The sequence below is a fragment of the Massilia sp. TWP1-3-3 genome (assembly GCF_049897805.1).
Lineage (GTDB): Bacteria > Pseudomonadota > Gammaproteobacteria > Burkholderiales > Burkholderiaceae_D > Telluria_A.
On the sequence record NZ_JAFCWX010000089.1, the window covers coordinates 1 to 3,042 of the forward strand.

4 protein-coding genes are annotated in these 3,042 nt (G+C 51.9%); all 4 read left to right on the plus strand.

What is annotated here, in order from left to right:
- Window positions 1-492 precede the first annotated feature (492 nt).
- The 4 genes from ACP7D4_RS27810 to ACP7D4_RS27825 all read left to right on the plus strand — a co-directional run bounded on the left by ACP7D4_RS27810 (window position 493) and on the right by ACP7D4_RS27825 (window position 2,910).
- Window positions 493-807 carry a hypothetical protein gene (locus ACP7D4_RS27810; protein WP_426212659.1) on the plus strand — a complete coding sequence of 105 codons (315 nt, stop codon included), beginning with the start codon at window positions 493-495 and terminating at the stop codon, window positions 805-807.
- Window positions 808-1,209: 402 nt separating this feature from the next.
- Entirely contained in the window at window positions 1,210-1,644 is a 435-nt protein-coding gene (locus ACP7D4_RS27815; RefSeq protein ID WP_426212661.1) for a DUF6678 family protein, read from the plus strand.
- A gap of 152 nt (window positions 1,645-1,796) precedes the next feature.
- Window positions 1,797-2,204: a DUF6896 domain-containing protein gene (locus ACP7D4_RS27820; RefSeq protein ID WP_426212663.1), complete on the plus strand. Its 408-nt coding sequence runs from the start codon at window positions 1,797-1,799 to the stop codon at window positions 2,202-2,204.
- A gap of 196 nt (window positions 2,205-2,400) precedes the next feature.
- Window positions 2,401-2,910, plus strand: coding sequence for a hypothetical protein (locus tag ACP7D4_RS27825; RefSeq protein WP_426212665.1), 510 nt, complete (start codon window positions 2,401-2,403; stop codon window positions 2,908-2,910).
- Window positions 2,911-3,042: the final 132 nt, after the last annotated feature.

The window sequence follows — 3,042 nt, forward strand, 5'->3', positions numbered from 1 at the left end:
TCGTGGGACAGTCCAGTCAGGTCGGGAGAAGAAGGTTTCGTTGCCATGCCAGCATGATGAACGCGATCACAATTGTTTACAACTAATTTCTGCCGGTCATAGGGGCTGAACAGTCACCTCCTTTTAAAGGTCGTCGGTGGAATCGGCATGCTGGTTCTTCCTTTCATCGTTCTGGGGTTTCTTTCGTACTATTCTTCCAAGTTCGCGGCAGCGCGAGTCGGGCGAGAGTATTGTGACGCGAATCGCTATGAGTTCCTCGCTATCGAAATCAAGAAAGCGAATTACACACTAGAATACAAAAGTGCCAGCGAGTTCGGGCGTCAGAAATTTAGGATGGCACATGTATTCGGAAAGGTCCTTAAAGTCGAATGGTTAAAGTGAACCCCAACGTCTGAGGGGCTGCTATGGGGCGGCAACCGCCGAAATCGGACCGCGCCGTAACCGTCGAGTACAATCGGCGCTTGTCGGCCGACATACGATCTTGCGAGGCACATGGAAATTTATAAATTGCGATTTTCTTTCGATGCAGGTTCTGGAATTTGCCTTTGGTCGGAAAATGAGCTGGCTAGAGATAGGTTGGGATACCCTGTTGAGTTGGACAGTCTTGAAATTGCACCGTCTGTGAAGAAGCTGGCGGAAGATCTGATAGCACGGTTTGATACATCCCACGATTGGAATGACCCGGCAGGACCTTCGCCATGGTCGGAAGTGGAACGTGAACATTTTCGGGCTGACGCTGCTGGCTTGCTCTGGTCTCTTCAGGAGTGCTTGAGCGCTGGCTTTGAGATACGGGATTGCACCTGCTGACCTGGATCGGCTAATTTCAGACGTTCACGAATCGCTCTTCAATATGAACAATACTGCGTACCATTTAGTAGTTGATGGAATGCTCTCGGGAACTGGTGTACGGGATGCCGTCGAGGGTGGCTGGTTGACGGCACCTGCTCTAGGCATTTTCGATAGCCTAGGAGATGAAATCTCAGCATGGCAGCAACGATATGACCTGGCGCACTTTCGGACATACCCAGACTCGAACGAAGTTGATAGATTGGACGCGGACGGATTGGTCCTGCGTAAAAAATTGGCCGACGAACTATCTCAAGCAAAGGTGCAGTATTTTTCTAGCACGAAGATGCACTTGGTACTTCCTTGAGAGCCCGTGTACCGCCAACAGCGGACTGCTGCAAGCAAGCAATGATCAGGTTCCCAATGAATGAATTGCCAAGCGCACGCACGGCCCACGACGACGCAGCACGAAAAAAAATCGACGCGGCTGTCGCTGCTAGAAACTTGGGATGCGTGTCAAACAACACGCGTTGGGATGAGCTAATCAATTATTTCCGCCAGCTGAGTGGATGGCGCCCGTCGTACCGTTCAAAATCAGTCTCAGGGCATATTTCGGAATGGGACGTCGAGTGGTTTTACCATTTGCCCTTGCCTTTCGCCTCCGTCGAGTGGTTTGATATCGGCCTGTGGGAGGACGTCCCCGCACAGGGCCGACTACTTGCGCCTTCGATCATTGACCATACGGACGAAGTGTCGATAGTCGTTAAACAGATCGGTTTCGAATTTGAAGTGCGCGGCGACGTTCTTCGGATTTGGGGTTACATGCCTAAATCGTACGAGGACTTTCCGCCTGCCTAATCGATTGGCGAAGGTGGGTTTCGGGGTGCCAGCGGCGAGACCGGAGGCGCCGACGTGCCGTCGAGTACAATTGGTAGGAGCCGGCCAGAAGCGGTCGTTCAGGCGAGTGGGTTTATCCATGCGGTGTCTTTAAAACTACCAGTTGACCATCAATGGACTCACGACTATCAACGTTAATTAGCGACTATCAAGCAGCAGTGCGGCAGGCAGTCGAATTGATGGCTGCATCGGGAATCGAACGTCCGGCGAGTAGCACTCAGTGGGGCGATCTCGATATACGTCAAAGTGGTGAACTGAATGGGCAGATTCGTTACTACAAGCATGGGTACGGTTGCGCCGTCCACCTTCCACGCGGGCTGATTGATTTTGACTTTGGATCGAACGGGGAAATCGATGGGTTTGATGCTTGGCGCTTAATCGGGTTTGCTGGCGCTCGACTCTGTGAATATGGATTTTCTAGCGAGGCAGATTTGAAAAAAGTGTTTGACGCAGCGGCGCAGTCGGACGACATTTGGTTCTCCGGCTACCTCCTTTATTATCTAGCGGGTAGCAATGGATAATCGCCGCTTCAGCGTGACGCGACTGGACGGATGACCGCAATGGGGCTCCAGCAGCGGAATCCGCAGGTGAAGACGTGTCGTCGATTACAATCGGCAGTGTTCGGCCAAAAGCCGTCATTCATGAAAGCTTTAATACGTCAGTCGGCCAGCGCTTGGCTGGTGTCGTCGGGCCTTTCGGCGTGCGATGGATTTAAAGATGAGTTTTAGAAAAGTACATCAGATTCTTTGTGTTCGTGACGGCGCCCTTCCTGACATCAATTTCGATTTCGGACAGAAGCGCGTGGTTGGTGATGCGTACGCTCTCATCCAAGGCCGCGCAACTCATCTGGCGTCTGAATCTTCCTACTACTGGTCACGCAGCAGAAGCGAAGAGTGTGCGATTGGTTTTGGCGAGAACCCTGCACTTGCCGTTCTTGCTGGCGACGCGGATCCGTTCCACGTTGTGTTCGGCGGGTTGAAGTCCGAAGAAGGCGTATCGATTCCTGACTTAGGTGTGTTCGTTTTGGGCCCTGATTTCATCGCTTTAGACTACAGGATGGGGCCACACTGGGATGAGCCTGCAATACTCGGCCTATTTCAGATCATGCGGAATCTGAAGGCACTCGCAAATCCTGTCACCATTTCTCACACTGGCAACATATTTGAAACTGACGAAGAGATATTGCTCGGGGCGTTTCATACTTGGTCGAACGCCTTCGGACATTAGATAGGAGCCCGGTCACCAATCCACCCAAGTTAAGACATTTCAACAGTTTTTCTGAGTCATCTTCTTGTGTGGTTTTACGCCGGGCTTCCTGGGCTTCGAACGATTCTCTCGATGTCGATAGGTCTTTCCGGC